The organism is Marinobacter metalliresistant, assembly GCF_038098645.1.
In the GTDB taxonomy this organism is placed as follows: Bacteria; Pseudomonadota; Gammaproteobacteria; order Pseudomonadales; family Oleiphilaceae; genus Marinobacter; species Marinobacter metalliresistant.
In genome coordinates this window covers 3,910,197-3,935,903 of record NZ_CP101118.1, presented here as the reverse complement: position 1 = coordinate 3,935,903, position 25,707 = coordinate 3,910,197, and the positions used below count along the sequence as shown (strand labels likewise).

The window sequence follows — 25,707 nt, the reverse complement described above, 5'->3', positions numbered from 1 at the left end:
GGCCATGGGTTCCCGCCCGGTTGCAGCGTTGTCATAGCTGCCCTGAAGGGCTAGACTTGATGCCCCGTTTTTTCAGGCAACGTTCAGGCAATCCCGCCCGCCGCGGGATTCGTTGAGATAAGGGCCATTTCATGGCGGCAAGACATTTTCTGACACTGAATGACATGACAACCAGTGAACTGGAAAACCTGGTTGATCATGCCACTGCACTGCGCAATGAATGGCGGCAGGGCAAGGTTCGCGACTCCCTTAAAAATCGTGTGCTTGCAATGATCTTCGAGAAGTCATCAACGCGGACCCGGGTTTCCTTTGAAGCCGGCATGGCCCAGCTCGGTGGCTCCGCGATGTTCCTGTCGCCACGGGACACCCAGCTAGGCCGGGGCGAACCCATTGAAGACTCTGCCATCGTTATTTCGAGCATGGTGGATGCGGTGATGATACGCACCTTTGCCCATGGCACGGTCGAGCGTTTTGCCGCTGCTTCCCGGGTTCCGGTTATCAATGCCCTGACGGATGAGTTCCACCCCTGCCAGCTGCTGGCCGATATGCAGACCTATCGGGAACACCGTGGCAGCATTCGCGGCGCCACCGTGGCCTGGATCGGCGATGGCAACAACATGTGCCACTCCTACATCAACGCGGCGGCCCGGTTTGATTTCCACCTGAATGTTGCCTGCCCCGAAGGCTACGAGCCCGCCGAATCCCTGATCAGGGCACACAGCGATCGCGTAACCCTGTTTCGCGAACCGGCAGAAGCAGCGCGCAATGCCAACCTGTTGGTAACGGATGTCTGGGCATCCATGGGTCAGGAAGACGAACAGAAAGCCCGCGAGAAGGCGTTCAGTGGCTACCAGATCAATCCGGAGCTCCTGGCCGTGGCGAATAAAGACGCCTTGTTCATGCACTGCCTGCCGGCACACCGGGGCGAAGAGATTTCCGCAGACATGATGGAACATCCCGCTTCGGTCGTGTGGGACGAGGCTGAAAACCGCCTGCACGCCCAGAAAGCCCTGCTTGAGTTTCTCATTCTGAACCACCTGGACTGACCCCATGAGCACGACCGCGCAATCTCCTGCAGACTGGCTGCTTGAGGTCAACAACCTGTCTTGTGGCTACGGCGGGGATTCCGTGGTCAAGGATGTCAGCTTCGCCTTGAGCCACGGCGACATCGGCTGCCTTCTGGGCCCCAGCGGCTGCGGTAAAAGTACCATCCTGCGGGCCCTGGCCGGCTTCCTGCCATTGACCGGTGGTGAAATCTGCCTCCAGTCTCAGGCCATAAGCCTGCCCGGTCGCACCCTGCCGCCCGAGAAACGTCGGATCGGCATGGTGTTTCAGGACTACGCCCTGTTTCCGCACCTGACAATCGCCGATAACGTTGGCTTTGGCCTGCGCAATCTGGGCAAGGCGGAAAAGCGGCAGAAGGTCATGGAGCTGCTCAATGTCGTTCACCTCCAGGACCTGGCCGATAGCTACCCCCATGAACTTTCCGGCGGCCAGCAGCAACGGGTTGCCCTGGCCCGGGCACTGGCACCCGAGCCGACCCTGATCCTGCTGGACGAGCCGTTTTCCAATCTGGATGCGGACTTGCGCCGGCGCCTGAGCCTGGATGTTCGCGAAATTCTCAAAACCCTGGGGATCAGTGCCATCCTGGTGACCCACGATCAACAGGAAGCCTTCGCCATGTGCGATCAGGTGGCGGTGCTGCGGGACGGCATGATCCAGCAGTGGGACGTGCCGTACAATCTCTATCATGAGCCGGCAAACCGCTTTGTGGCCAGCTTCGTCGGCCAGGGCGGATTCATCCCCGGCAAGGCCCTGGGGCCAGATACCATTGAATCGGAACTGGGCATCATTCACGGCAACCGGGCCTACAGGTGGTCCTCGGGAACCCTTGTAGACGTACTGATCCGACCGGATGACATTGTCCACGATCCGGACTCGGATCTTCGACCGAAGGTTATCGAGAAAACCTTCGCAGGCACCTCAACGCTTTACCGCTTCCGCTGTTCCGAAGACACTGAGTTCGAGGCCCTGTTCCGAAGCCATCTGGACTTTCATCTGGGCGAGCATGTGCCGGTGCGCGTGGAGGCGGATCACCTGATCGCTTTTGAGCGCACCGGCTGAACCATGCTCAGTTGTTACAGACCCGTTCCACGGCATCAATCCAGCCGGCATAGAGGGATTCACGCAGGGCTGGCCGCATGCCGGGGTGGAACTGGCGCTCACAGGCCCAAAGCCCGGATATCTGCTCGAGACTCTCGAACACACCTGTCTGCAGGCCGGCGAGGTAGGCGGCCCCGAGCGCCGTTGTTTCCGTAACCCTTGGCCGGTCAACGGTGACATTCAGGATATCCGCCAGGAACTGCATCACCCAGTCATTCACCACCATGCCGCCATCCACCCGCAGGGACTCAAGCCGGGCACCATCATTCTGGATAGCGCGCACCAGGTCTTTGGTCTGGTAACACACCGATTGCAGGCCCGCCGTGACTATCTCGCCAATCCCCGTGTCCCGGGTCAGCCCCATGATCGCCCCGCGGGCATGAGGATCCCAGTGCGGCGCACCCAGACCAGTAAACGCCGGGACAAGATACACCGGATTATCGACACCCACCGCCTCCGCGTGGGCCGAGGACTCATTGGCGTGGGCAATCAGCTTCAGCCCGTCCCTCAGCCATTGCATGGCCGCACCGGCGACGAAAATGCTGCCCTCCACGGCGTAGCAGGGCTTCCCGTTGAGGCGATAGGCCATGGTCGTTAGCAAACGGTTCTCGGAACGAACGGCCTGGTCCCCGGTATTGAGCATCAGAAAGCATCCGGTGCCGTAGGTACTCTTGGCCATGCCCGGCTTGAAACAGGCCTGCCCCACCAGAGCGGCGTGTTGATCGCCGGCAATGCCTGCAATCATGACCGGGCTTCCCAGCCAATGTGATTCCGAAGTGCCATAATCCGCGGCACTGTCCAGCACGTCCGGTAACAGGGCGCGGGGCACACGGAACAGGGCCAGAAGTTCGTCGTCCCAGCCCTGCTCGTGAATATTGAAAAGCGCTGTGCGCGAGGCATTGGTGGCATCGGTGCAATGTGACTTGCCGCCAGTCAGATTCCAGAGCAACCAGCTGTCCACCGTGCCGAATGCCAGCTCACCGGATTCTGCCCGCTCACGGGCACCCTTCACATTGTCCAGTATCCAGGCGATCTTCGTGGCCGAGAAATAGGGATCGATAAGCAGCCCCGTCCTCTCGGTGACGCTGTCTTCGTGGCCGTCAGACTTGAGCTTGGTACACCAGGAGGCAGTGCGACGATCCTGCCAGACAATGGCATGGTGTATGGGCGTGCCGGTGGCCCGCTCCCAGATCACCGTGGTCTCACGCTGATTGGTGATGCCAATGCCTGCCAGGTCGCCGGCCTCAATGCCGGCCTTCCCCAGGGCACCGCGGCACACTGCCAGAGTACTGTCCCAGATTTCCAGGGCATCATGCTCAACCCAGCCGTCCTTTGGGAAATACTGGTGGAACTCCTGTTGAGCAGTAGCAACGCTGTTGCCCGTCTGGTCGAAAACGATCGCGCGGGAGCTGGTGGTGCCCTGATCAATGGCGAGCAGATAACGGGTCATGGACGGCCTCCTGTTGTTTTTTCCGATTCTAACAGCAGAGGCCCCGGGAAAGAGTGAACAATCCGGAATTTGGCGGACAACAAAAAAAGGGCCGGAAAACCAGCCCTCAAATGACGAATGAAACAAGGAAGTTCGTAAGAACTACAACCTCAAAAGTCATCCCTTACGTTTTCAATTATTGACGCCGAAGCAGGAAACTTCAGTAGCGCTTGTGTAGCAGCTTTGTTACATCAGGTGAGTCAGTGAGGGCTGGTTCACACAATCGAATCCAGTGCTTTCTTTCTGGGCCAGACCAGGCTGAACTTCGCGCCGCCGAGGGTGTCGCTTCTGCTGACGAAAGCCTGGCCGCCATGCCAATACAGAATCCGCCGGACGATGGACAAACCGAGACCGTAGCCGCCGGAAGTACGGGTGCGGCTGTCGTCCAGCCGGGCAAAGGCCGTAAACACTTTTTCCCAGTCCTCCTCCGGAATTCCGGGGCCATCATCCTCCACGTCAATCCGGCAGTTATCCTCGTCAAAATGACAGTTTACGACGACCTTGCCAGCCGCATAGCGACCAGCGTTACCAACCAGATTCTGAATAGCCCGGTGCAGGTAACGAGGCTCGACATCCGACAGTGCCCAGCGTTCGGACATCTCATCAATATTGTCTTGAATACTCAGCTCCGATCGCACCAGTTGCTGCTCCGCAACCACCTGGCGGACGATGTCGGTTACCGAGGTTTCCTGAAGGGAGAAAACCGGGCCGCCCTGCTCCAGCCTGGCGTAGGTGAGAATCTCGTCGATCAGTTCGTCCAGTTCCTGTATATCGCCGTCAATACCGTCCAGCTGTTTCTGGAGCGAGGCCTGATCCTGACAATCCTCGATCATCTGTACACCAAACCGGATCCGGGCCACCGGGGTGCGCAATTCGTGGGACACCGCGTGAATCATTTCCCGCTGCACCTGCACCAGCCGCTGGATATGTTCGGCCATGCCGTTAAAGGAAGCTGCCAACCGGGAAACCAGGGTCCCTTCGCCCGCCTGAACCCTTGCCCCCATTTCGCCGCGGGCTATGCGAACAGCCACCGACTCGACGGTTCTGAGATTGTTATCCACTTCCCGGAGCGCCAGGAACAGGGCCACCGCAAGCACGCCACCCAGCACCATAACCAGCAGGAGAACAACGGGCCAGGACCAGGCGCTGAAGGGAGCCGGCATATCAATCCGGAACAGCTCACCGTCCGAGAGTTGAATAATGACTCTGCCAGAGCCATCAGAGCCCTCTGTGTAGACGGCCAGGCCACGGTCGGCAACCTGGCCCAGAACATCCGAACCCGGCAGCAGGGCTGAGTCATCCAAAGGACGAACCTCGACATTGAGGGCCCGTGCCATTTGGGCAGCAACATCGGGACGATTCTCGGGCGGCGCTGAACCAAGATGCCACCGGAAGATCAGCCCGGTGGTTTCAGCCACATCGTGGTAAGGATTGGTCAGGCGCAGTTGCAAAACCTGTCCGGACAGACCCGCGATGAGTACCCGGTACCCGGCACCACTCTCAATTCCGACCACCTGGCCGTAACCCAGCCTCTCGAGGGCCACCTGGGAAAGGACAAATTCGGAGGCGGCACCCACACGGAAATCAACCGTCGATCTCAGCCAATGATATTGCTGCGCCGGCGCAGGCGCGGCTGCCAGCCACCGTATCACAGGTTCAGGAAAGCGCTCATGCCAGAACTGGGAGCGGACCGAATTGATACCGGCAAACAGAAGAGCACACAAAAGAACAACCAGCGCAGTGAGGCCGGCAAGGCGGGCATAGAGCTTGAGGAAGAACTTCAGGGGCATGATACCAACCCTGGCATGGAACACCGGTGTGCAGGCCGTTTGCACGCCGGTTCCAGCGACTGAATCGTCAGGCTTCCTTTACGAACAGGTAGCCTTTACTGCGAACGGTCTTGATGCGCCGTGGATGGATAGGATCATCACCGATTTTGGGGCGAATCCGCGACACCCGAACATCAATGGAGCGATCCTGGCCGTCGTACTCAATACCGCGCAGCGCCGTAAAGATTTCTTCCCGACTCAGTACCCGGCCCGCATTACTGGCCAGCAGCCAGAGCAGGTCAAATTCGGCGCTGGTCAGATCGATACTCTCGTCGTTCAACCAGGCTTCACGCATGGAGCGATCGACAACCAGGTCATTGAACTGAAGGCGCACCGGCTCTTCGCCGCTCGATTCATCAGCTGAACCCTGCCCCGCCTCGGTTACCCGTCTCAGCATGGCGCGGATACGGGCGAGCAAAACCCTGGGTTTGACCGGCTTGCCAATGTAATCGTCCGCGCCCATCTCCAGACCAAGAACCTGATCCAGATCATCCGTGCGGGCTGTCAGCATGATGATAGGGCCGGAATAGAATGGACGCACCCGGCGACAGATGGACAGGCCATCTTCCCCCGGCAACATCAGATCCAGCACCACCAGGTCGGGCTGCTCGTTGCGGATCCGCTCCACCGCGGGACCACCGTGAGTTTCCAGGGAGACGGTCAACCCGTTGCTTTCAAGATACTCACGGGTTAACTCAGCCAACCGCTCGTCGTCCTCGACAATCAGAATTCGCCAACTTTCGTTTGTCTGTTCCACGCCATCCGTCTCTGGTTTTGTTATTCCGGTTTCAGGTCATTCTGTGTACCTGACAATACAGGCAACCTGCTGTAACAGCAATTATACATGCTATTCAGAAATATACATGGAACCGCTGTTTCGTTACAGCCCGTGACACAGCTCCGGCGAAGTCAGTTTGCCCTGCGATGTCACAGACACATCACCTGCTGGTCACCGATGTGCCACACCGGCTTCATAGGCTTGTCGGGAAATGGAAACAAAAGAGACCCGGGTCATGGGGTGTTTTATTCGCCCGTCAGAACAGCGGGTGGCCCTGAGCTACCTCGTCTTCCGTCGCTTCACGGCGGCCGACAATCTCCAGATCAAAGTACAGGGTAAAGCCCGCCAGCGGGTGGTTGGCATCAACCCTGACCAGATTGCCATCGATACCAACTACCTGCACGATTTGCGCTTCGTCCCCGGTGTTGGTCTGAAACTTCATGCCAACCTGCAGGTTTTCAATGCCTTCAAACAGTGAGCGTGGCACCTTGCGCACCAGCTCCGGCTTATGTTCGCCATAGGCCATCGCGGGCGGCACTGTCACCTCAAGGCAGTCGCCCACGTTGCGGTCCTTCACGGCCTGCTGGATACCCTCAATAATCCCGGGGCTGCCGTAGACAAAATGCAAAGGCTCGCTGCCCTCAGAAGTATCAACCAGCTCGCCGATCTTGTTCTTCAGTACATAGTGAACGGTAAAAACGTCGGGTCTTGCTTGTGAAGCTGTCATCAGGTTTTCGGGTTTCCTGTATCCGGTGGTGACTCGAGCTGCTGCAGGCCATGAATAACCAGGCGCTGGTCGAGCTTGTCCCGCAACCCCGAAGGGGCCGACAGACCCATGCGCTCAAGCAGGGCCCGATAACGGCCTTCGTCGTCCCGGGCCCGGAGGGCCTGCAACAGAGTCGCCAGTTTACCACGGCGAGTGGCGGTTGCGGCCTTCAACCCCTTAAGGGCTTTCCCCAACGCCAGTTCTTCATCGGTAAAATCCCTGCCAAACGGGAACGGAGGGAAAAGGCCACTGTCGCCGGTCACCAACACCGCGCGACGGATGCTTTCCGGGGTGTTGTTGCACCAGTCCGAAGGCAATTTGAAGGCAGCGTCCACCTTGCCAGCCTTCTGGGCTTTATTCAGAAGCTCCTGCTGGAATCGTGAATCGGCAATACGGATCAGCCGCAGGAACACCTGCTCGTCCGACTGCCCCCTCAGGTCGGCAATACCGTATTCGGTGATCACAATATCCCGCAGATGGCGGGGGATGGTGCAGTGACCATAGTTGAACACGATATTGGAGAGCACCTTGCCATGGGATGAGCGCGTGCTGCGCAACGTCAGGATGGATCGGGCACCGGGCAATTCATGGGCCATGGCAACGAAGTTGTACTGGCCACCCACGCCACTGACAACCCGGCCGTCGTCCAGACCGTCCGAAACCCCGGCGCCGTTGAGGGTGTACATCATCGCCGAATTAATGAAGCGGCCATGGACCCGTTGCGCCGCTTTCAGTTTCTGGTCGCCAAACCGGTGATCGTAGAGGTGGTTGATGAAGTTCACGCTGGTCATGCAGACCTTCTCACGCTGCTCGTCGGTCAGCTCTCTGAGACACTGGTAGAACCTCTCGGGGCCGACGTAGAAGCCACCGTGCATGGCAATGCCCCCCGTGAGGCGGTCGCCGAGGATCAGCGTTTCAATGGCTTCCCGGGCTTCCGGGTTGTCCAGATCGCCCTCAACGGACTGATCGCCAGCACGCAGCCGCCCACCCTTGAATTCCACGGTCTCCCTGAAAATCCCGTGCCGGACCAGCCAGTGCACATCCCGGGCCCGCAGCGGACTGTCGATCAGCTTCTCCCGGCGCAGCACATCCAGCGTGGCCAGGGACACCTCGCCGGTAATGTCGCCACGGTTGATCAGCGACTGGAGGCCGGCGTGATCATAAACTTCACGGGTGAGGATGCCTTCCTGCATCAGGTACAAAAAGCCATCGACCATCATCTCACTACAGCCATAAAGCCCCTGCTCGAAAGGCCCGGTTCCGCCCTCCTCGCTGACCACCGGGAAGCGCTGATCAACCCGGAGGTGATCAAACACTTTCCGCCAGGCATCGTTGTGACCGTGCCGGAGTATGGCGCTGTGGACCAGGGCGGCACCCAGTGACCCAATGCCAACCTGGAGGGTGCCTCCGTCCTTCAGCAGAGCGCTGGCATAAAAGCCAATCAAATGATCTTCCGGACTGACAGACATCGGCGGTGCGGAGAAAAGCGGATAGTCGCTGGACGGCTGGTCAAGCACAACATCAAATTTGTCTGCCTCAATGGCGGCATGGTGCCCGAACCAGGGCAGGTTCTGGTTCATCTCAGCCACCACGGCAACCGGTGTGCCCGCGGCTTCCCGCTCCCGAAGCAGAGGGATCAGGTCCAGTGTCAGGTCCGGATTAGAACTCAGACTGACCTGCCCGGGTTGGCCGTGAGCCTCGCCCGGAGCCACCATCTGTGCAACTACATTGACCCCCACCGCCATCAGGTCTCGGACGGCATGCGTGTAGTTGGTGCAAACGTAATGGCGCTGCTGGGAGCGGTTATTGAGGTAACTTCCGGCCTTGAAGAAGAACTCCGAGACCTGGACGTTCTGTGGCAGGCGATTTGACGATACGTCCCGGGCATAGGCCAGTTCCGGTATACCTCCATACAGGCGCTCGACAAACGGGCCCATGAAGCGCTGCTCCAGTGATGAACCGCCTTTGGGCGCCAGCAGCGACAGCGCCGTGACAATATGCAACCGGATTTCCGGGTCATCCTTGGCCCGCTGGTAGAGCGCATTAACAAACCGGACCGGCTTTCCAAGCCCCAGAGGCAATCCCAGCGTAATATTCTTGCCAACCCGGCGAATCACTTCATCAACACTGGCATTCACATCGTTCGAAACCCGCACTTTATCCACTGCCATTACCAAGCTCCTTAGGGGCTAGTCAGGATGTCAACGGGGATAATCACACGAGCTCCAGGCATACACAATGCGCCAGGTCATGATTCGGGGATTTGCATGCAACAACGGCAGAGATGGGACCAGACCGGACGAGCCAACCGAAACAGGCTCAGCAGGAAGAAAGGGGAATTATCAGAAGTTCCACTTCAGGTTCAGGCGGGCGCCCTCGTTCAACAGAGTAATGCCATGATCCGCCTGGGCCGGATCGGAGGCATACTGCTTACCGGTATTCCTGGAACGGGTCAGTGTGAGGCTCAGCAGCCGTGAACCGATTTCGGCGAAAGCCTCGGAGCTGTCGTTATCAAAATTGCCGGACATCCGCTCCTGCAGCTCGTAAATTTCTTCGGTCGTCGGCGCGTTTTCGACTCCTTCAAACACACGCCCGGAAGCTTCGGCGCGAACCACGAAAGCGACGAGATTGAGAGCGAGTAATGCGACAAAGATGCGAATAATCATGACACTGACTGAGACCTTTTCCGAAACGGGAGTCTACGGATACCTATGGCTAAAGTCTAATGATTCAGCGCCAGAAAGATGTGAATTTGCACACAAACACGCCGTCTTTTTGTCACCGGATCAGCGCATTTTCGTCAAAAAATAATCCCCAACATTTCAGACTGTAACTGCAACCCCGCCCGGCCTGGCGGGTGAACAGGGCTGCAGCCCGTCTGACAGAAGAACCTCAGGGGCAGGGGTAGGTGAATTCCTGGTGAATCGCCTCAATCGCCTCCTGCAGCTCGGAGCTCAGGGTGATCCGGGTGGAACCAATGTTCTCACGCAGCTGCTCCATGGACGTCGCACCAATGATGTTACTGGTGACGAAACTGCGGCTGCTAACGTATGCGAGCGCCATCTGAACCGGCGACAGCCCGTGCTGCCGCGCAAGCTCGACATAGGCCCGGGTGGCTTCCATACCACGGTCACTGGTGTACCGGCTGAATCGCTCATACAGGGTCATCCGCGCTTTTTCCGGCCACTTGCCCCCCAGATACTTGCCGGACAACATGCCAAACGCCAGCGGCGAATAGGCCAGCAAACCTGCCTGTTCCCGGTGGGCAATTTCGGCCATACCAACCTCAAACGAACGGTTCAGAAGGTTGTAGGGATTCTGGATGCTGGCCACCCTGGGCCACCCTCGCTCTCGGGCCAGGCGCAGGTATTCCATGGTGCCCCAGGGCGTCTCATTGGAAAGGCCGACATGCCGGATCTTGCCCGCCTTCACCAGCTCATCCAGCGCCTCAAGAGTCTCTTCGATTGGTGTGAATTGCTCATCAGGGTTGTGCTCATAACCGAGCCTGCCAAAGAAGTTGGTGCTGCGGTCCGGCCAGTGCACCTGGTACAGATCAATGTAATCCGTTTGCAGACGCTTCAGGCTGGCGTCGCAGGCTTCAATGATGTGGTTACGGGTCAGGCGCGGACCATTACGGAGGTAGGTCAGGCCATTGCCGGGCCCTGCCACCTTGGACGCAATCACCAGATCATCGCGCCTGCCTCTTCTGGCCAGCCAGTTTCCCAGATAGGTCTCGGTAAGCCCCTGGGTCCCGGCCCTGGGGGGCACCGGATACATCTCCGCCGCATCAATGAAATTAATGCCTTCGGCCACGGCGTAATCCAGCTGTTCGAATGCCTCCTGCTCGGTGTTCTGCTCGCCCCAGGTCATGGTGCCCAGACAGATCAGGGTAACGTCGATATCTGTTTTTCCAAGCTTTCGTGTTTGCATATCGTCTCCGGGTCGGTGCGTTTAACAGGTAAAGGGAATGTCACGGGAGTGTCGCATCACTGTCATGCCAGGTTTTCATAGTAGAGGCATGCCCGAGGAAGCACAGGAAACACCGTGACCGAGACCATGAAGGCCAGCCGGCGCCAACAACACATTACCATTGTTTCGGAGACCTTTCCGCCGGAAATCAATGGTGTGGCAAATACGCTCAGACATTTATGCCAGGGGCTGATGCAGCGTGGACACCGGGTAACCGTTATACGGCCGCGACAGCAGCATGAGCGCAACGGCCATTCCGCCGGCGCTGGCGAGGCGCTGTTTACCCGCGAACATGTGGTTACCGGATTTCCCCTGCCCGGTTATGCGGACCTGCGCTTCGGACTCGTGCGCGGCAGCCGGCTGAAAAGGCTCTGGACGGCTGACCGCCCCGACGCCGTTTATGTGGCAACCCAGGGCCCGCTGGGTGTGGCCGCCACATCTGCGGCACGGCAGCTGGGCGTTCCGGTAAGCTCCGGCTTCCATACCAACTTCCATAGTTACAGCCGTTACTACGGTGTCGGCGTGCTTGAGCGGTTGCTTTGCCTTTATGGTCGGTGGTTCCACAACCGCACCGCCATCACCCTGGTGCCAACCCGGAGAATGCAGCAGAAAACCGGTGCCATGGGCATTCCGGCAACGGGGCTGTGGAGCCGGGGAGTTGACTGTCATCGTTTCACCCCTCACAGGCGGGACAATGCCCTGCGAGAGTCCTGGGGGGTGCAGGCCAACGACCGGGCCATCCTTTATGTGGGCCGGCTGGCACCGGAGAAAAACCTTCGTATGGCGGTTGCCTGTTTCGAGCGCATCCGGGGGCTTCACCCCCAGGTAAAATTTGTATTGGTGGGGGACGGCCCCCTGCGGCGGCAACTGGCCGAGCGCCATCCGGATTACGTTTTTTGCGGCGCCCGACGCGGTGATGACCTCGCCCGGCATTTTGCCTCCGGAGACCTGTTCCTGTTCCCGAGCAAGACCGACACCTTCGGCAACGTTGTTCTCGAAGCCATGGCCAGTGGCCTTGGCGTGGTTGCTTTCGATGATGCCGCGGCGGCCGAGCATATCCGGCACGAAGAAAACGGCATGAAGGTGCCCCTGGATCAGGACGAAGCCTATGTTGACAGCGCGCTCCGCCTGGCCGACCAACCGACACTGCTGAACCGGGTCCGGGCCCAGGCCCGACTGGATGCCCTGGACCAGAGCTGGAATTCGCAGATCGAACAGTTTGAACAACTGGTTTTCAACCAAACCGCAAAGGCCGGATATCATGCCATTAACAAGCAAAGCGTCTCGCTTCTTTGAACTGGCAGACCAGCGGGAAGTCGCTTTCTGCCAGTCCATCAACCGTGTCGTTCATTTCCCGGCAGCCCTGGGCTACTTCCGCCTGGTCAGCCGGCTCGGGGACGGCTGGTTCTGGTACACCCTGATTCTGTCCTTCCCCTTTATCCATCCGGAATCCGGACTCGGCCTGGCCCTGCTCATGGCGCTGACCGGGCTCAGCTGCACTATCAGCTACAAGCTGTTGAAGCGCTGGCTTATTCGGGAACGCCCCTTTATCTCCTTTCCGGCCATCAACTGCGGCACACCACCACTGGACCGCTACAGCTTCCCCTCCGGCCACACCCTCCACGCCGCCTGCTTTCAGGTTATGCTGACCGTGGCCGAACCGGCGCTCGCGCTTCTGGTTCTTCCATTTACCGTCAGCGTTGCCGCCTCTCGGGTGGTTCTCGGGCTACACTACCCCAGCGACGTCGCCGCAGGCGCGCTCATTGGCGGCCTGATGGGTTATGCTGCGATGATCTGGCTGTACCCGGACTTCGCCAGGCTTTTCACAGGATCTGCCTGAGCGCTAGTCGAACAGGCGCAACTGCGTAACAGGGGCGTCATCATTGCGAAAACGCACGCCCAGCCCCAGCAGCCGCACCGGCCTTTCCCGATTGGTGACCAGCTCCGCAAGCAGCGGCAGGTAATCTTCCAGGGCGGGCTCCCGGACCTGCTCCCGGACCCGCTCCAGAGTGTGGGTTGAGAAATCACTGTAGCGGATCTTGATGAAGAGTTTGTGGATCGGTTTCCGACGCGCCTTGCGGGATAGCCGCAGATTGAGGTCGGCTACCAGAGAGGCCATAACAGTCTCGCAGGCCGCCATATCCGGCAAATCCTGGGAAAAGGTTCGCTCCACGCTGACCGACTTGGCAATCCGCGACACCACCACTGCCCGCTCATCCCGGCCATGGGCCATTTCATGGAGACGGTAACCCTGTTTACCGAACCGCTCGATTAACACATCCGCCCCGAGTGCCTGCATATCACCGCAGGTCTGAATACCGAGCGCGTGCAGTTTCGAGGCAGTTACCTGCCCCACCCCGAACAGCTTCTCAACCGGCAGCCCCTGCACGAAGCCCTCGACATCGTCCGGGCGGATAACAAACAGTCCGTCGGGCTTTTCCCAGTCACTGGCAATCTTGGCAAGAAACTTGTTGGGGGCGACGCCGGCGGAAATGGTGATACCGACGTCCCGGAAAACCCGCTCCCGAAGATGGCGGGCCATCAGTGTGGCGCTGCCCTTGTAATCGGATACATCGGAGACATCGAGGAACGCTTCATCCAGCGACAGCGGCTCCACCAGGTCCGTCAGCTCCCGCAGGATAGCCATCACCTGCTGTGATACCGCCCGGTACCGGCCCATATCCGGCGGCACCGTCACCAGCCCAGGGCAAAGCCGCCGCGCCTCGCTACCCGGCATCGCCGAGCGAACCCCGAAGGCACGTGCCCTGTAGTTGCAGGTGGTCACCACGCCCCGGCCCCCATCGCCACCTACTGCCAGCGGCACATCCCGGAGGCTGGGATCGTCCCGCATCTCCACCGCCGCATAGAAGCAGTCACAATCCACATGGATGATCTTGCGTTGTGGCATAATCAGGGCTCGCGTCGACTTTCTGTACATTTATACAGCCTTGTATCTTAAGCTAACATGCAGAGAATGTCAGGAACCCTATCAACCGACGCACCAACCATTGCGAGGCCACCATGAGCAACCCGATTCCTGAAGCAGAACGCACCGAAATTGAAGCAGCCGCCTTTCGCCGACTGGTCAGCCACCTGCGTGAGAACACCGGTGTGCAGAATATCGACATGATGAACCTGGCGGGTTTCTGTCGAAACTGCCTGTCCAAGTGGTATCGGGCGGAGGCGGATGAGCGGGGGTTCGAGATTTCCGATCCGCAAGCCCGGGAAGAAATCTATGGCATGCCCTACGAGGACTGGAAAGCCCTCTACCAAAAAGGCCCCAAGCAGGAACACAAATAATGACCATAAAAGATGCCGTGAGGATCCATCTGGCATCCCTGGACGCTGGCCATGCCAACTTCGAAGATTCCCTGGCCCTGATTGAACAGCACTTTGAGTATCAGCCCTGTGGGTTCCGGAACGGCCCTCTGGTCAACGCGGAAGGCGAAAACGCCGGCTCCTGCCGGATCTTTGCCCTTGGCCAGTACTGCAACCTGAGTGAAGTTGACACACTCAAACTGTTTGCCCAGCACTATCAACAGGTTCTGGACGACCCGGCCGGCGAGGGCCACGGCAACATCCGCCAGTTTATCAGCACCGGATGGTCCGGCATCCGATTCGAAGGCGTGCCACTTCGGCAGCGCCCGAACCCAACCGATAACATGACCAGGGAAGAGACTCCTTCATGAGCGATACCGCCACCTCCGGGGTAAAACAGGGTTTTCAGCTAAAAAGCGCCAGCGTGTCCATGACAGCCCTGGAGCTCTACTACTTTGACGACGGCGAGTTCGAAGAGGTCCTGCGGGACAAGATCAGCCAGGCACCCGGGTTCTTCAAGGATATTCCGCTGATCATCAGCCTGGAAAAGTACCAGGGGCTGGACAGTGAACTCGACTTCTTCAAGATTATTGGCACCTGCCGGCGCAACCACATCCACGTCATCGGCGTCCGGGGCGGTAATGAAGACCAGCGCCGCCTGGCCCGTGGAGCGGCCCTGGCACTCCTGCCCGGCAGCGGCCAGCGGGACCGGAGCCACGAAACCGATCAGCCCGCCGCTCCGGAAGCGGAGACAGCGGCTGCTCAGGCGCCTTCGGCCGGCGCTGGTGATCCGCCCCCTGCCCGCATCATCAGCCAGCCCGTTCGCTCCGGCCAGCAAATCCACGCCCCGGAAGGCGACCTGGTGATTCTGGCGCCGGTCCAGGCCGGGGCCGAAGTGCTTGCGGCAGGCAATATTCATGTCTACGGCCCCTTGAGGGGCCGGGCACTGGCAGGCATCCACGGGGCGGAGTCCGCGCGGATATTCTGTCAATCCCTGGAGGCAGAGCTTGTGTCCATTGCGGGACACTATAAAATCTCTGAAGATCTCCAGGACAATGGCTGGAAAAGCGCTGTGCAGATCCAGCTCAGGGACGACCTGCTGGTGGTGACGCCACTGGACAAGGCCTGATATTGGAGCTGAATACAATAACTTGACCGGATAATTCGGCAGACACGACGAATCCACCGCGAAACAGGAACAGAACCTTGGCTAGAATCATTGTCGTTACCTCAGGAAAGGGCGGCGTTGGCAAAACCACCACCAGCGCCTCAATCAGCACCGGCCTTGCCAGACGAGGCCACAAAACCGTCGTTATTGATTTCGACGTGGGCCTGCGCAACCTTGACCTGATCATGAACTGCGAGCGCCGCGTCGTGTACGATTTTGTCAACGTCATTCAGGGCGAGGCGTCCCTCAATCAGGCACTGATCCGGGATAAACGGGTCAACACGCTATATATCCTCCCGGCGTCCCAGACCCGGGAAAAAGAAGCCCTGACCAAGGAAGGCGTCGAAAAAATCATTAACGAGCTGTCCGAGACGTTTGACTACATCGTCTGTGATTCTCCGGCCGGCATCGAGCACGGCGCCATGATGGCCCTGTACTATGCCGACGAGGCCGTGGTGGTCACCAACCCGGAAGTGTCTTCAGTCCGGGATTCGGATCGCATTCTGGGCATTCTGCAGAGCAAATCCCGACGGGCCGAAATGAGTCAGGACCCGGTGAAAGAACACCTGCTGCTCACCCGCTACAACCCCTCCCGGGTAGAAAGGGGCGAGATGCTGTCGGTGGCCGATGTCGAGGAAATTCTCGCCATCCCGCTACTGGGTGTTATCCCGGAGAGCCAGATTGTACTGAACGCGTCCAACCAGGGCGTGCCGGTTATTCTGGAAGAGGACAGCGACGCGGGCCAGGCCTATGAAGATGCGGTAGCACGCCTGCTGGGTGAGGACCGGGAGCACCGTTTCATGACCGCCCAGAAAAAGGGTTTCTTCTCACGGATGTTCAAGGGAGGCTAAGGGATGAGTTTCCTGGATTACTTCAAAGGCAAAAAAAGCAATAACACGGCCAGTGTGGCCAAAGAACGGCTCCAGATCATCGTCGCCCATGAACGCGGCCAGCGTGACCAGCCGGACTACCTGCCCCAACTGCAACAGGAACTGCTCGCGGTCATCCGCAAGTATGTTCAGATCAGTGACGACATGGTGCAGGTAGAAGTCGACCGCAATGAAAGCTGTTCAGTCCTGGAGCTGAACGTCACACTTCCCGAACGATAACCCCGAACACCTGCCCTGCACAGGGCAGGTTTTTCCTACCACCGGGCAAAATGATCCTCCATCAGTCCCCGTAAGCCCCTCACGGGAATTCGGGTGCCCGCCTCATCGGTCACCGTTCCATTAAACGTGCCAACGTACTGGCGAAAGTTGGATGCCAGCACCAGGGCATTCAGCTTCTCCTTACGCACACCGGCCGGAGCGAAGTGCAGATCTACACTGCCATCCTCCGTGGCCACGCGCCAGTCACTGCCCGGCTGGTAACGGTCGAAACGGAATTGCGCGGCGCCCAGTTTGTGGCACTTGCCATCCAGCCAGAGCGCATTTTCTGTCATACCGGTTTCATTCACGCCAGCGGCCAGATTCAGACCAACGGACCGGCCATCCTGTAAACGGCCGGCCAGGCAAGCCCAGTTCCAGGCGGTTTCCCGGCGCATAAAACCGCAGCTCCAGTCAATCGACCCCCGGGTATCCCTATCACAACGCCAGATCCTGTGATCCCAGCGCACTTCCCCCTCCACCGGTAAACCTGCGGATTTGCGGGTAAACACCCAGCCGTTGTAGCCCGCCGGGCAAACCAGACGGAGAGGGTCCTGGTCCTCCTTCAGGGTCAGTTCGATGCGGATTCCCCCGGGGGCAGACACCGAAACATTGCGACCTCCCGCAAACGGGAGAATACGCATGGCAACGTCGCCCTTGCCAAAAGAGGCCATACCATGCTCAGGAAAGGGCTCGATGCGGGTTTCACGGGCCAGGGGCTGCAGAAACGTCTGCTCCATCATCTGGCCGGTCTCGAAGTCGTAGAGATAGAAAAAGCCGTTTCCAAGCAGCCTCAGATCCACCACCGCCAGGCCAAACACCCACCCGGGACCCATCGCGCTGACAAACTGGAACTGGTTAAACCGCCAGCGCCGGGCCAGGCGGGATCGGGGACGGTCCATCACCGTGCGCAGGTCGTAATCCAGGTAGTTGATCTCGTCTACCGGCTCATCCAGAACACCGGGAACAACCTGCCCCTTACCATTGATCAGTTTTTTTATTGTCATAGTCGCGCCAGATCAGGCCAATGTGTAGGACGTGACCGACAGGTAGTTACCTGGTTCACAATCCACTGTTTCCGTCGCCGTGCCGGTCGGAACCTCATGCTAGACTCGGCCCACCATCGTCAAGGAAGTGTACCTTATGAGAAAGACCAGAGCCCATCGCATTACGGGCTGGGCCTCTGTCATCAGCGGGCTTGTCTGTGCATTACTGGTATCGGCCCTGGCGGCCGCCACTGCCCGGGCAGAACTGCCGGCCGAGGATGACGAGGCATGGACGCTACGCAAGGAAGCAGACCACATCCGTATCTATACCATTGATCAGCCAGACTCCAGCTTCAAGGCCTTCAAGGCCGTTGGCGTACTTGATGCCCCTATCGAAAACCTGATGGCGGTGATGATCAACCCCGGCTCCTGCGTTGAGTGGGTTCACAACTGCACCGAATCCTATGGCTTTGGCAAGGGCGACTTCCACGACCGGTATGCCTATTCAGTAAATGATATGCCCTGGCCCGTCACCGACCGGGACTATGTGCTGCGCATCCGGACCCGGGGTGATGAGACCTCCGGTGAAATTGTCATGGATCTGAACGCCACCCCGAACCAGCGCGCGGAGAGCAGCAGCCGGGTCAGGGTTGACCGCTCTGACACCCTGTACCGGTTTACTCCGGAGGGCGACAAGACCCGGATGGTCTGGGTTCAGCATACCGACCCCAACGGTTCGCTGCCCGGCTGGCTGGTGAATGCTCTGCTGGTGGATATCCCCCTGCGGTCCATGGAGGAACTGGAGCGGGTCGCCAACCTGGATAGGTACCAGAGCTATCGGCTGGTCTACGACGAAAACGGCAAGCTTGCCGGAGTGAGCCGGTCAGAGCCCTGAAGGGATGACGCAACAGGCATCACACGCTAAGCTTTGGGAAAGGACTTCACAAGGCAGGCCCCGTTCAATGACCGTTCTCGCTTTTGAGATAATGACACCCAGCATCAAAGCCGTTCCGCAATCCTGGACCATGGACCGGCTTGCCCGCTTTCTCACCGACAACGAAATAACCGGCAGCCCCGTGACGGACGGCGATGGCGAGATCGTGGGCATTGCCACCCTGAAGGACATCACCGAGTTCCGCTGGAATGCCACGCGCTCCGACGCTGACCGGCACCTGACGCCCGAGGAGCATCAGGAAGCGCGGCGCCTGCGCATGGTTCTCTTTGAAGAAATGGGCAAGGTGCCGGTGGAAGTCCGGGATATCATGACCCCTATCGTTTTATCGGTTGACGAGACGACGCCGGTGCGCGACATTGCGAATATCATGATGCGTGAACACCTGCACCGGATCTTTGTCACCAGGGATGCGAAAATTACCGGCATCATAACCACTTACGATATGCTGAAAGTGATCTCGGATGAGGAACTCACGCAACGCTGCGCCCGTAACGACTGAGCCACCAGAGAGGTAGCGCCACCTATGCCCAGAGCACCGCAAGCTCGCCGGAAGATGTACGTCCTCGACACCAACGTCCTGATTCACGACCCGAACGCCCTCCTGAACTTTGAAGAACACGATGTCATCCTCCCGATGACGGTCCTTGAAGAACTCGACAGCCTCAAATCCGGCAAACAGGCCGTGGCCGCCGACTGCCGCCAGGCCATCCGTAACATCGACAAACTGCTGGGCGATGCCAGCCCGAAGGAGATCGAGAAAGGCGTTCCCATCGTGCGGGGCAAAAAGGCCGAGCCCCTGGGCAGCCTGTCGATCCTGATGAGCACAGAGCACACGGGCAACCACTCCCTCCCGGAGCACCTCAACGACAACAAGATCATCAATACCCTGGCGGCACTGCAGGACCGGCACAAATCCCGGGACATCATCCTGGTGTCCAAGGACATCAATATGCGCCTCAAGGCGCGGGGTTTCGGGGTCGAAGCCCAGGACTACCACAACGACCAGCTTCTGGACGACATTGACCTGCTGCCCAAAGGGTACCGGGAGTTTCCCAACTCGTTCTGGGACACCATCGAAAAGGTGGAAACCGTCCAGCGGGAAGGCACGACGGAACATATCCTGAAGCGGGAAGGGGAACTGGCCAAGCTGAAGATCAACGAGTTTGTGGTGGATGAACTGGGCTTTGTCGGCAAGGTGGTAGACCTCACGGACACCCAGGTCATCATTAAGGACCTGCATCAGCACGATCTTCTGAACGAGGAGGTCTGGGGTCTGGTGCCTCGGGATATCTACCAGGCCATGGCCCTGAACCTGCTCCTGGACCCCGATATCCATCTGGTGAATCTCACCGGCTCCGCCGGTTCCGGTAAAACCATCCTGGCCCTGGCCGCCTGCATCGAGATGACCGTGGCCAGCAAACTGTACAAACGGATTATTGCCACCCGCTCCACCCAGGGGCTGGACGAGGATATCGGCTTCCTGCCCGGCACCGAGGCCGAGAAAATGGAGCCCTGGCTGGGCGCCATCGTCGACAATCTGGAAGCGCTGCACGAAGACGACGAGAACATGACCGCCAGCGTAGATTACATCCTCAGTAAGGTGCCCCTGCACTTCAAGTCGATGAACTACATCCGCGGCCGGAGCTTCCAGCATAGTCTGATCATCATCGACGAATCCCAGAACCTGACGCCGCACCAGATCAAGACCATCATTACCCGCGCCGGCAACGGCTCAAAGGTAATCTGCCTTGGCAACCTGGCACAGATCGACACACCCTACCTCAGCGCCCTGAGCTCTGGCCTCACCTACATGACGGAACGCTTCAAGGATTTCCGCCACGGCGGCCACATTCACCTGCAGGGCGTTCCCCGTTCGGTACTGGCGGAATTTGCCGAATCCAACCTCTGATCCGGGTTTATGAAAAAAGGGGTCAGAACCAAAGTTCTGACCCCGTGTTCAGCCGGCCGGCGTCCCACCCGATAGCGACTCATAAAAAAGGGGTCAGAACTGTGGTTCTGACCCCCTGTTCAGCCGACAGGGCTCATACCCGATAACGGCTCACCTGATCCGACATGTCGGAAGCCAGGTTCCTCAGGCGCTGGGTAGCATCGCCCGCTCGCCGGGTGCCCTGAGAGGTCTGCTCGGTGATCGCAACAATCTCGTGGACATTCTGATTGATGGCTTCAGAAACACTGGTCTGCTCTTCGGCTGCACTGGCAATCTGGGTATTCATATCCGTGATGGTGGCCACCGCCTGGCCGATGCGCTGCAGGGCTTCGTTGACCTGACGGGTTTCCTCAACGGTTGCTTCACTACGTTCGCTGATTGAACCGATCAGTTTCACGGCATTGCCCGCGCCGGACTGGAGACGTTCGATCATGTCCTGAATTTCCTGGGTGCTCTGCTGAGTACGACGGGCCAGGGTGCGCACTTCATCCGCTACAACCGCAAAGCCACGACCGGCATCACCGGCCCGGGCCGCCTCGATGGCGGCATTCAGTGCCAACAGGTTGGTCTGGTCGGCGATTTCGCGGATGACCTCCAGCACGCTGTCAATCCGGCGGGAATCGGCACCCAGTTGTTCAATCACCTGAACACCTTCTTCCACCTGTTCCGAAAGCCCGCCAATAACGCCAATGGCCTGATGCACCAGGCCCTGGGCATCACAGACCTGCCCGTTGGCACGATCAGCAGCCTCGGACGCCTCACTGGCATTATTCGCCACCTCCTGGGCGGCGGCGGTCATTTCGTTCATGGCCGTTGCCACCTGGTCACTCTCGGATTTCTGGCGATCAACGCCCCGCTCGGCTTCGCTCATGACCTGGGTAAGATCAGCCGTGGCTTCGTTCAGTGTCCGGGTTGATGACAGCACGCGCTCAACCAGCCCATGCACCTGGTCAGCGAAGCTGTTGAATGCCGTTGCCAGCTGGCCGAGCTCGTCCTTGCCGGAGACATCGAGGCGACGGGTCAGGTCACCATCACCGCTGGCAATATCGTTCATCGCCGATACGGCGGATTTCAGCGGCCGGATAATGCTGCGCACCACAATCAGGGCCAGAAGCACTATGACCGCCAGGGCAATCAGGGACGTGGTAACCGAACCGATCACGGCGTCGGCAAGGGAATCCCCCACCTGGGCGTCCATCGCGGCCACCTGACTCTCCAGACCGTCGATCCAGAACCCGGTCCCGATCATGATTCCCCACTTCGGAAGCATTTCCGCGTAGCCCAGCTTGGGCGCCACCTCACCGGTGTCACTGTTTTTCCAGCCGTAGGGAACGTAACCGCCACCGCTACGGGCAACCTTTACCAGCTCACGAATCAGGTAGGTGCCATTGGGATCCTGGAAATCCCATAGGTTCCTGCCCTCCAGAGACTGATTGACACCATGCATCACGTTAACGCCGCGGGTGTCGTAGGCAAAGAAATAGCCGGCGCTTCCGGAATCGTCGAAACGGAGCTGGCGCAGGATGTCCCAGGCCTGCTCGCGTACTTCCGGATCATCGGCCGAACCTGGCTGATTGTACAAATGCGCGATGGACGTCCTGGCCAACTCCAGGTAATTCTTCAGCTCCTGGCGCTTGCTTGCTTCCATGTCCGTGGAGAAACCGGCAACGGCTTCTTCGCCAATATCGCTGGCCTGGTTCAGGTTGTAGCTGGTAAGAAACGCGGTGAGCAGGATAACCGGCACAAGAGCCAGTAACAGCACCCGGGTCTGGATAGTCAGGTTTTTCATGACAGGTAGTTTTCTCTTACAGGCAAACGATCCGCCGGAACATCCGGCCCAGAACAAAGGTTGGCAACACTACGAAAAAAAGACCGGCAATGTCATTGATGATACTGCGTATTTTGTTTCTACCCTGTAACGACAACGGTAAAATTTTGTAGCTCAGTCCTTGAACTGCGCCTTATCCAGGCCGTGTTTACGCATTTTGTCGTACAGGGTTTTCCGGGCGATACCGAGCTGCACCATGGTGTCCTTGATACTGCCGTGGCAGGCATTCAGGGCACTGATAATAGCCGAACGCTCGAACCCGTCCATCATCTCGGCGAGGGTCTGCCGGCCTGACACATTGGCGGTAGCCGCGGGCTCGTTCTCATCCAGTGCGGCCGCCCCCAGCAATACATAGCGTTCCGCCAGATTCCTCAGTTCCCGGACGTTGCCGGGCCATGTGTGCTGCATCAGGCGAGCCGCCTGGCCGGCATCCAGAGGAATACTCTCCCGGTCATACCGGGCGGCGGCGATCAGTACGAAGTGGTGAAACAATGTCGGAATATCGTCCTTGCGCTCCCGCAAGGGCGGAATATCCACCTTCACAACATTCAGGCGATAATAAAGATCGGACCGGAAGTCACCTTCCTCACTGAGCGTCTTCAGGTCCGCCTTGGTGGCCGCGATGATACGCACATCCACCTCCTGTACCTGATTGCTGCCCAGGCGCTCCACCCGCTGTTCTTCCAGTACACGCAACAGTTTCACCTGCAGCGGCATGGGCATGCTCTCCACCTCATCCAGGAACAGGGTGCCCTTGTGGGCATGCTCGATTTTACCGATGCGGCGTTTGTCGGCGCCGGTAAAGGCACCGGCCTCGTGGCCGAACAGCTCGCTCTCGATCAGGTTTTCCGGAACCGCGCCACAATTGATGGCGACAAAGTTGTGGGCGCTGCGGGCACTGTTCTCGTGAATATACCGGGCCAGCGCATCCTTGCCGGAGCCGGTTTCGCCGTGCAGCAGGATATTGGCGGAGATATCCAGGATTGGGTCGATGGTTGCCATCACTTTCCGCATTGACGGCGAATCCCCCAGAATCCGGGGTCCCGGCCTCGCCAGATGGCGTAACTGCGCCTTCAGTCGCCGGTTCTCAAGGGCCAGATGGCGTTTTTCCAGAGCGTGCCGCAGGAGCTCAATCAGCTCGTCGTGATCAAAGGGTTTTTCGATAAAATCATAGGCACCCTGCTGCATGGCCGTTACGGCGGTACTGATGTCCCCCTGGCCGGTCAGGATGATCACCGGGATAGTCTCATCCACAGTCCGGATCCGCGCCAGCATCTCCAGGCCGTTCATCTCCGGCATGTTGTAATCACACAAGACAACGCCGTCATAGTCGGCATCGATCTGCCCGAGCGCGGACGGCGCACCTTCATAACAGCTGACCGGCAGGTCTTCCAGTGTCAGAGTCTGGGCAATGGCCTGACGGATATGGGGGTCATCGTCCACAAAGATTACCGAGGGTTCTGTCATTCCGTCGCCTCCCGCTTCCTAAGGGTTAACACAAATTCGGCACCCGGGCCGTCCATACGGTTCCGTCCTGTAAGGGTGCCACCGAGGGCGTCGACAATCTGGCGTGAAATTGACAACCCCAGGCCCAGCCCCTGTTTCACCGATTTGGTGGTGAAAAACGGTTCAAAGATCTGCTCGGTATTGCCCTTAAGGCCGGGACCGTTATCCCGAACCAGGCATTTCCAGCAATCTTCGGCTTCCTCAATATCAATCCCCACCTGCGGATGCCGCGATTCCTCCACCGCCTGCACCGCATTGGCCATCAGGTTCACCATCACTTGCTCAATGCGAATCAGGTCACCGTGGCACATCACCGGGTGGTCCGGCCGGTTCCACCGGATGTCGATATCGGCACTGGATTTCTGAGCCAGGATGATCTTGAGGGACGCATCAACAGACTGTCGCAAGTCTACCACCGCCGGCGGCCCTTCGGATTTGCGGGCAAACACCTTGAACTGCCGCGTCAGCTCCGCCATCTTGTCACACAGCGCGATAATCTCCGACAGGTTGGCGTCGACCATGTCTTCCGCGCCTTTCTCAAGGAAACGGCGGCTGTTTCTGGCGTAAGTCTGTATCGCAGTCAGTGGCTGGTTCATTTCATGGTTCAGGCCCGCCGACATCTGCCCCAGAACGGCCAGCTTGGCGGCCTGGATCAGTTCCTGCTGGGTTTCCCGGAGTTCGTTCTGGGTACGCTCACGCTCGCGGATTTCTTCCAGTAGCTTGCAGTTAGAGCTCTCCAGATCGGCGGTTCGTTCGGCCACCCTCCTCTCCAGCTGCTCTCCCCTCAAGGCCAGTTCAGCCTCCCGGCGATAACGCTCCCGGAGATAGAGCCAGGTCAGCAAGCCTCCGAAAAACAAGGCCGCACCGCCAACAAGAAATGCCAGCCGGGTCCAGATAACGGAGCGGGTGCTCACCATTACCTGCAGTGTCCAGTCCAGCCTGGGCAGATCGGTACGGACACTCAGATAATCCCCGCCAGCATCACTCCCAACCAGATGGATTTTTTCAGACCGGTCAGACACACCCCAGGGACGCCCGAGCCGCTTCATGTTGATGGGCGTCAGGTCCCGGTCCGGATAGCGTTGGTAGGATTCAGCCGCCGGCGTTGTGCCGGTATAGGGTTCGAAGTCCCGGTAAAGCCATCGTGGCTTACTGGCCAGGAAGCTGATGCCGTCCCGGTCCAGCACCACCATTTCCGCCTCACTCAGCGACGCAGGGCGGTGCCACTGGGACTCCAGCTCGTGAACAAGGACCTTGACGGCAATAACGCCCAGCACCGAGCCCTGGCTATCCAGAACGGGGTGCGAAAAATACAGGCCACGCACATTGGACATCAGCCCCAAAGCAAAATAGATGGCCGAATCCCGGGTTGCCAAAGCCTCTGAAAAGTATGGGCGAAAAGCGTAGTTGCTACCCACGAAGCTGTCTTCCTGCTGATAGTTGTTGGCAGCAATGGTCAGGCCGTTCACATCCATCAGATAGACATCAGAGCTGCCCACGATCGTGGCCATCCGCTGCATCTCTTCGTTGGCTTGCAGAATGACCCCCGGGTCGTCCGGAGTTCTCAGGGCTTTCTCGAGCAGGGGATGCTCGGCCATGAGCTCAGGGATGGGGAGATACCGGTTCAGTTCGTTGGCGACAAGCTGACGGTAACGAAACGATTCCTCAAGGCTTTCCTGTTCCACCTGCCGATAGCCAGCCCAGCCTCCGAGTGTCCAGGACACCAGAAGGGTCAGGCCAAAAATAAGGAAAACGCCAATCCGGTAGGACATAAACCCGGTTCCCGAGAAAACCGCTAGCGTAGCGCCCGGAACCAGGCAGGACAACCGTGCGCCGGCACGATTACCCTGCCCTGCACC

Annotated in this window: 24 protein-coding genes; 12 read left to right on the top strand and 12 right to left on the bottom strand. The window is 58.9% G+C overall.

Going from position 1 to position 25,707, the window contains the following annotated elements; all coding sequences use genetic code 11:
• Nucleotides 1-131 precede the first annotated feature (131 nt).
• Both argF and NLK58_RS18380 read left to right on the top strand, forming a co-directional pair.
• Nucleotides 132-1,046 (top strand): ornithine carbamoyltransferase, encoded by a 915-nt coding sequence (gene argF, locus NLK58_RS18385; protein WP_117619777.1) that lies wholly within the window; start codon nucleotides 132-134, stop codon nucleotides 1,044-1,046.
• Nucleotides 1,047-1,050: 4 nt separating this feature from the next.
• Entirely contained in the window at nucleotides 1,051-2,124 is a 1,074-nt protein-coding gene (locus NLK58_RS18380; protein ID WP_117619776.1) for an ABC transporter ATP-binding protein, read from the top strand.
• A gap of 7 nt (nucleotides 2,125-2,131) precedes the next feature.
• On the opposite strand, the gene glpK is transcribed toward NLK58_RS18380, so the two are convergent.
• The 7 genes from glpK to NLK58_RS18345 form a co-directional block, all read right to left on the bottom strand.
• A complete protein-coding gene (glpK, locus tag NLK58_RS18375; protein ID WP_341581423.1) occupies nucleotides 2,132-3,613 on the bottom strand; it encodes a glycerol kinase GlpK in 1,482 nt (493 codons plus the stop codon).
• Between the two features lie 254 nt (nucleotides 3,614-3,867).
• A complete protein-coding gene (locus NLK58_RS18370) occupies nucleotides 3,868-5,487 on the bottom strand; it encodes an ATP-binding protein (protein ID WP_227539342.1) in 1,620 nt (539 codons plus the stop codon).
• Between the two features lie 22 nt (nucleotides 5,488-5,509).
• The gene (locus NLK58_RS18365; protein WP_117619774.1) at nucleotides 5,510-6,238 is read right to left on the bottom strand and encodes a response regulator; all 729 of its coding nucleotides are present in this window, start codon (nucleotides 6,236-6,238) and stop codon (nucleotides 5,510-5,512) included.
• A 277-nt stretch (nucleotides 6,239-6,515) separates the two neighbouring features.
• The gene (locus NLK58_RS18360) at nucleotides 6,516-6,986 is read right to left on the bottom strand and encodes a peptidylprolyl isomerase (protein WP_117619773.1); all 471 of its coding nucleotides are present in this window, start codon (nucleotides 6,984-6,986) and stop codon (nucleotides 6,516-6,518) included.
• On the bottom strand, nucleotides 6,986-9,196 hold the full coding sequence (locus tag NLK58_RS18355; protein WP_117619772.1) for an acetyl-CoA hydrolase/transferase C-terminal domain-containing protein: 2,211 nt from the start codon (nucleotides 9,194-9,196) through the stop codon (nucleotides 6,986-6,988). Before NLK58_RS18355 ends, NLK58_RS18360 begins: the two co-directional genes overlap by 1 nt.
• A 171-nt stretch (nucleotides 9,197-9,367) precedes the next feature.
• Nucleotides 9,368-9,691, bottom strand: coding sequence for a hypothetical protein (locus tag NLK58_RS18350; RefSeq protein WP_117619771.1), 324 nt, complete (start codon nucleotides 9,689-9,691; stop codon nucleotides 9,368-9,370).
• A gap of 226 nt (nucleotides 9,692-9,917) precedes the next feature.
• Complete coding sequence (locus tag NLK58_RS18345; protein ID WP_341581422.1) at nucleotides 9,918-10,955, bottom strand: NADP(H)-dependent aldo-keto reductase; 1,038 nt, start codon at nucleotides 10,953-10,955, stop codon at nucleotides 9,918-9,920.
• Nucleotides 10,956-11,081: 126 nt separating this feature from the next.
• On the opposite strand from NLK58_RS18345, the gene NLK58_RS18340 reads away from it, so the two are divergent.
• Both NLK58_RS18340 and NLK58_RS18335 read left to right on the top strand, forming a co-directional pair.
• On the top strand, nucleotides 11,082-12,290 hold the full coding sequence (locus NLK58_RS18340; RefSeq protein ID WP_117620448.1) for a glycosyltransferase family 1 protein: 1,209 nt from the start codon (nucleotides 11,082-11,084) through the stop codon (nucleotides 12,288-12,290).
• On the top strand, nucleotides 12,256-12,834 hold the full coding sequence (locus tag NLK58_RS18335) for a phosphatase PAP2 family protein (protein WP_117619769.1): 579 nt from the start codon (nucleotides 12,256-12,258) through the stop codon (nucleotides 12,832-12,834). The genes NLK58_RS18340 and NLK58_RS18335 overlap by 35 nt, the downstream gene beginning before the upstream one ends.
• A gap of 3 nt (nucleotides 12,835-12,837) precedes the next feature.
• Here the strand turns inward: NLK58_RS18335 and dinB are convergent, their stop codons facing one another.
• Nucleotides 12,838-13,902, bottom strand: coding sequence for a DNA polymerase IV (gene dinB, locus NLK58_RS18330; protein WP_117620447.1), 1,065 nt, complete (start codon nucleotides 13,900-13,902; stop codon nucleotides 12,838-12,840).
• A gap of 113 nt (nucleotides 13,903-14,015) precedes the next feature.
• On the opposite strand from dinB, the gene NLK58_RS18325 reads away from it, so the two are divergent.
• The 5 genes from NLK58_RS18325 (at nucleotide 14,016) to minE (ending at nucleotide 16,589) form a co-directional block, all read left to right on the top strand.
• A complete protein-coding gene (locus tag NLK58_RS18325) occupies nucleotides 14,016-14,294 on the top strand; it encodes a DUF1244 domain-containing protein (protein ID WP_117619768.1) in 279 nt (92 codons plus the stop codon).
• On the top strand, nucleotides 14,294-14,683 hold the full coding sequence (locus NLK58_RS18320; protein WP_117619767.1) for a HopJ type III effector protein: 390 nt from the start codon (nucleotides 14,294-14,296) through the stop codon (nucleotides 14,681-14,683). The genes NLK58_RS18325 and NLK58_RS18320 overlap by 1 nt, the downstream gene beginning before the upstream one ends.
• The gene (gene minC, locus NLK58_RS18315) at nucleotides 14,680-15,441 is read left to right on the top strand and encodes a septum site-determining protein MinC (protein WP_117619766.1); all 762 of its coding nucleotides are present in this window, start codon (nucleotides 14,680-14,682) and stop codon (nucleotides 15,439-15,441) included. The genes NLK58_RS18320 and minC overlap by 4 nt, the downstream gene beginning before the upstream one ends.
• Before the next feature lie 77 nt (nucleotides 15,442-15,518).
• Nucleotides 15,519-16,331 (top strand): septum site-determining protein MinD, encoded by an 813-nt coding sequence (minD, locus tag NLK58_RS18310; protein WP_117619765.1) that lies wholly within the window; start codon nucleotides 15,519-15,521, stop codon nucleotides 16,329-16,331.
• Between the two features lie 3 nt (nucleotides 16,332-16,334).
• Nucleotides 16,335-16,589: a cell division topological specificity factor MinE gene (minE, locus tag NLK58_RS18305; RefSeq protein WP_117619764.1), complete on the top strand. Its 255-nt coding sequence runs from the start codon at nucleotides 16,335-16,337 to the stop codon at nucleotides 16,587-16,589.
• A gap of 35 nt (nucleotides 16,590-16,624) precedes the next feature.
• Here the strand turns inward: minE and NLK58_RS18300 are convergent, their stop codons facing one another.
• Nucleotides 16,625-17,632 (bottom strand): DUF2804 domain-containing protein, encoded by a 1,008-nt coding sequence (locus NLK58_RS18300; protein WP_117619763.1) that lies wholly within the window; start codon nucleotides 17,630-17,632, stop codon nucleotides 16,625-16,627.
• Nucleotides 17,633-17,768: 136 nt separating this feature from the next.
• Here NLK58_RS18300 and NLK58_RS18295 point away from each other — a divergent pair, with 136 nt between their 5' ends.
• The 3 genes from NLK58_RS18295 (at nucleotide 17,769) to NLK58_RS18285 (ending at nucleotide 20,475) form a co-directional block, all read left to right on the top strand.
• Nucleotides 17,769-18,506, top strand: a complete 738-nt coding sequence (locus tag NLK58_RS18295; RefSeq protein WP_341581421.1) for an START domain-containing protein — start codon at nucleotides 17,769-17,771, stop codon at nucleotides 18,504-18,506.
• Between the two features lie 67 nt (nucleotides 18,507-18,573).
• Nucleotides 18,574-19,065, top strand: a complete 492-nt coding sequence (locus NLK58_RS18290) for a CBS domain-containing protein (RefSeq protein WP_117619761.1) — start codon at nucleotides 18,574-18,576, stop codon at nucleotides 19,063-19,065.
• 24 nt (nucleotides 19,066-19,089) lie between these two features.
• Nucleotides 19,090-20,475, top strand: a complete 1,386-nt coding sequence (locus tag NLK58_RS18285) for a PhoH family protein (RefSeq protein ID WP_205422231.1) — start codon at nucleotides 19,090-19,092, stop codon at nucleotides 20,473-20,475.
• A gap of 133 nt (nucleotides 20,476-20,608) precedes the next feature.
• On the opposite strand, the gene NLK58_RS18280 is transcribed toward NLK58_RS18285, so the two are convergent.
• The 3 genes from NLK58_RS18280 to NLK58_RS18270 form a co-directional block, all read right to left on the bottom strand.
• Nucleotides 20,609-22,303 (bottom strand): methyl-accepting chemotaxis protein, encoded by a 1,695-nt coding sequence (locus tag NLK58_RS18280; RefSeq protein WP_117619759.1) that lies wholly within the window; start codon nucleotides 22,301-22,303, stop codon nucleotides 20,609-20,611.
• A gap of 153 nt (nucleotides 22,304-22,456) precedes the next feature.
• Complete coding sequence (locus NLK58_RS18275) at nucleotides 22,457-23,809, bottom strand: sigma-54 dependent transcriptional regulator (RefSeq protein WP_117619758.1); 1,353 nt, start codon at nucleotides 23,807-23,809, stop codon at nucleotides 22,457-22,459.
• Nucleotides 23,806-25,620, bottom strand: a complete 1,815-nt coding sequence (locus NLK58_RS18270; protein ID WP_117619757.1) for an ATP-binding protein — start codon at nucleotides 25,618-25,620, stop codon at nucleotides 23,806-23,808. The genes NLK58_RS18275 and NLK58_RS18270 overlap by 4 nt, the downstream gene beginning before the upstream one ends.
• Nucleotides 25,621-25,707: the final 87 nt, after the last annotated feature.

Bases quoted from the DNA above. Each gene is read 5' to 3' on its own strand.
- NLK58_RS18325 (WP_117619768.1), top strand. From the start codon at position 14,016: ATGAGCAACCCGATTCCTGAAGCAGAACGCACCGAAATTGAAGCAGCC.
- NLK58_RS18300 (WP_117619763.1), bottom strand. From the start codon at position 17,632: ATGACAATAAAAAAACTGATCAATGGTAAGGGGCAGGTTGTTCCCGGT.
- NLK58_RS18320 (WP_117619767.1), top strand. From the start codon at position 14,294: ATGACCATAAAAGATGCCGTGAGGATCCATCTGGCATCCCTGGACGCT.
- NLK58_RS18360 (WP_117619773.1), bottom strand. From the start codon at position 6,986: ATGACAGCTTCACAAGCAAGACCCGACGTTTTTACCGTTCACTATGTA.
- minC (WP_117619766.1), top strand. From the start codon at position 14,680: ATGAGCGATACCGCCACCTCCGGGGTAAAACAGGGTTTTCAGCTAAAA.
- NLK58_RS18285 (WP_205422231.1), top strand. From the start codon at position 19,090: ATGCCCAGAGCACCGCAAGCTCGCCGGAAGATGTACGTCCTCGACACC.
- NLK58_RS18270 (WP_117619757.1), bottom strand. From the start codon at position 25,620: ATGTCCTACCGGATTGGCGTTTTCCTTATTTTTGGCCTGACCCTTCTG.
- argF (WP_117619777.1), top strand. From the start codon at position 132: ATGGCGGCAAGACATTTTCTGACACTGAATGACATGACAACCAGTGAA.
- NLK58_RS18350 (WP_117619771.1), bottom strand. From the start codon at position 9,691: ATGATTATTCGCATCTTTGTCGCATTACTCGCTCTCAATCTCGTCGCT.
- NLK58_RS18280 (WP_117619759.1), bottom strand. From the start codon at position 22,303: ATGAAAAACCTGACTATCCAGACCCGGGTGCTGTTACTGGCTCTTGTG.
- NLK58_RS18340 (WP_117620448.1), top strand. From the start codon at position 11,082: ATGAAGGCCAGCCGGCGCCAACAACACATTACCATTGTTTCGGAGACC.
- glpK (WP_341581423.1), bottom strand. From the start codon at position 3,613: ATGACCCGTTATCTGCTCGCCATTGATCAGGGCACCACCAGCTCCCGC.
- NLK58_RS18295 (WP_341581421.1), top strand. From the start codon at position 17,769: ATGAGAAAGACCAGAGCCCATCGCATTACGGGCTGGGCCTCTGTCATC.
- NLK58_RS18355 (WP_117619772.1), bottom strand. From the start codon at position 9,196: ATGGCAGTGGATAAAGTGCGGGTTTCGAACGATGTGAATGCCAGTGTT.
- NLK58_RS18290 (WP_117619761.1), top strand. From the start codon at position 18,574: ATGACCGTTCTCGCTTTTGAGATAATGACACCCAGCATCAAAGCCGTT.
- NLK58_RS18275 (WP_117619758.1), bottom strand. From the start codon at position 23,809: ATGACAGAACCCTCGGTAATCTTTGTGGACGATGACCCCCATATCCGT.
- dinB (WP_117620447.1), bottom strand. From the start codon at position 13,902: ATGCCACAACGCAAGATCATCCATGTGGATTGTGACTGCTTCTATGCG.
- NLK58_RS18335 (WP_117619769.1), top strand. From the start codon at position 12,256: ATGCCATTAACAAGCAAAGCGTCTCGCTTCTTTGAACTGGCAGACCAG.
- NLK58_RS18380 (WP_117619776.1), top strand. From the start codon at position 1,051: ATGAGCACGACCGCGCAATCTCCTGCAGACTGGCTGCTTGAGGTCAAC.
- NLK58_RS18345 (WP_341581422.1), bottom strand. From the start codon at position 10,955: ATGCAAACACGAAAGCTTGGAAAAACAGATATCGACGTTACCCTGATC.
- minE (WP_117619764.1), top strand. From the start codon at position 16,335: ATGAGTTTCCTGGATTACTTCAAAGGCAAAAAAAGCAATAACACGGCC.